General features: G+C 70.5%; 3 protein-coding genes and 1 pseudogene. 1 reads left to right on the top strand and 3 read right to left on the bottom strand.

Annotated features, from left to right (window positions below):
* Positions 1-234, top strand: a pseudogene (locus AE652_RS47460) (hypothetical protein); the annotation flags it as partial.
* Positions 235-360: 126 nt separating this feature from the next.
* Here the strand turns inward: AE652_RS47460 and AE652_RS24155 are convergent.
* The 3 genes from AE652_RS24155 to AE652_RS24145 all read right to left on the bottom strand — a co-directional run.
* Positions 361-873: a DUF6879 family protein gene (locus AE652_RS24155; protein WP_049654962.1), complete on the bottom strand. Its 513-nt coding sequence runs from the start codon at positions 871-873 to the stop codon at positions 361-363.
* 125 nt (positions 874-998) lie between these two features.
* Positions 999-1220 (bottom strand): DUF397 domain-containing protein, encoded by a 222-nt coding sequence (locus AE652_RS48460; protein ID WP_234348514.1) that lies wholly within the window; start codon positions 1218-1220, stop codon positions 999-1001.
* Between the two features lie 217 nt (positions 1221-1437).
* On the bottom strand, positions 1438-1626 hold a 189-nt coding region (locus tag AE652_RS24145; protein WP_049654959.1), incomplete at its 5' end, for a DUF397 domain-containing protein.

Raw genomic sequence — 1626 nt, 5'->3', positions numbered from 1 at the left:
CCGGCTGCCCCCGCTCCCGCCGCCCCGCCCGCCCCGGCCCCGACGCACGCCCCGCCGGCGCCGCAGCCCGCCGCACCCTCGGAGCACCAGGCGTCAGCCTGCACCACGGATTCCAAGGGCAACTGCATAGTCCGGGGTCGCATCTGCCCCAACAGCGCCCACGGCGACACCGGCAGCGACGCCAACGGCCGTGTTCTCACCTGCCGGGACAACAACGGCTGGCGCTGGGAGTAGCCACCCGACCAGCCGGGGCGGTTTGTCGGCCGCCCCGGCTCGGTCGCGCGCTACGGCACCCGGCCGACGGCGGCGGTCGGGCGCCTGCTGGAAGCTCTTGCCGAAAAGGAAGCCGGCGAGCCGGGATCAGACGGTGTACCTGTCGTGGTCGATTCCGCGCTCCCAGACGGCCTCGAAGGCCGAGGCGCAGAGAGCCAGGGTGTGGGAGTCGGTGCTGACTTCGTCGTCCACGAAGTCGCCCTCGCCGCTGAAGTGGTGGACCAGGAGGTACTGGCCGTCGATGAGCCAGAAGTCGTTGCCCGGGAGCGCCAGATCCGTCGTCTGGCGGCGGGGGAGCCAGCGGACCTGTTCGCCGGAAGCGAGGTTCCGGAACGTGATCTCGTGCTCGAAGCGGATGTACTCGCTCGCCGGTTCGGAGACGATGCGGGCTCGTCGTACATCGACTCCGCGACCGGTGGTCTCCTCGATCAGCTGTAGCCAGGGGCTCCACCATGACGAGCGGTCGGCCGGATCGTCCCGGTGCCCGCTGAGCCAACGGAGGAACAACGGGTCGTCGCGCATGTAGCCGTCGCGCATCTCCAGGTGGAGCGCCGACCTGGTGCAGCTCCGCAGTAGATCCTCAAGCGTGGGGGCCGCCACCGTTCACCTCCGGGAAGGACTGCATCGTGTGCCTGGGGAATTCGAGCACGGTCTTGCCGTGCGACGCAGCGCGCTAGGAGGCGGGCGGCCCCGCGGGGTGTGCGGGGCCGCCCGGGGGAGGCGGGTCAGGGGGTGGTGGGGAAGTCGTTGGTGCGGATGCCGGTGAGGAAGGACTGCCAGGCCTCGGGGGTGAAGCCGAGGGCGGGGCCGTGGGGGTCCTTGCTGTCGCGGACCGGGACGGTGCCGGTGATGCTGTCGGCGACCTCGACGCAGTTGTCGTTGGGGTTGCTGGCGGTTGCCTTCTTCCACTGCACGGGGAGCGCGGAGGCGACAGGGAAGTGGGTCACTTGAGCGTTTCTCTCTTCTGCGCGATGAGGTTGCGTGACTCGTCGAGGGGCAGGGCGGTTGCCATGGTCTCGTCGAACGCCGCTCGATAGATGTCGACTTGGTCCAGGATCCTCCACCCAGTCGCTGCTGAGCATTCCACTTGCCCACGGCCCGGCTAACGGTTGGGACGTGGCGGGCGGCCCCGCGGGGTGTGCGGGGCCGCCCGGGGGAGGCGGGTCAGGGGGTGGTGGGGAAGTCGTTGGTGCGGATGCCGGTGAGGAAGGACTGCCAGGCCTCGGGGGTGAAGCCGAGGGCGGGGCCGTGGGGGTCCTTGCTGTCGCGGACCGGGACGGTGCCGGTGATGCTGTCGGCGACCTCGACGCAGTCGTCGTTGGGGTTGCTGGCGGTTGCCTTCCTCCAGCGGGT

Source organism: Kitasatospora sp. MY 5-36 (assembly GCF_001182915.1).
Taxonomy (GTDB): Bacteria; Actinomycetota; Actinomycetes; order Streptomycetales; family Streptomycetaceae; genus Kitasatospora.
Note: the sequence above shows the minus strand (reverse complement) of the source record. Positions and strands in the feature narration are given on the sequence as shown.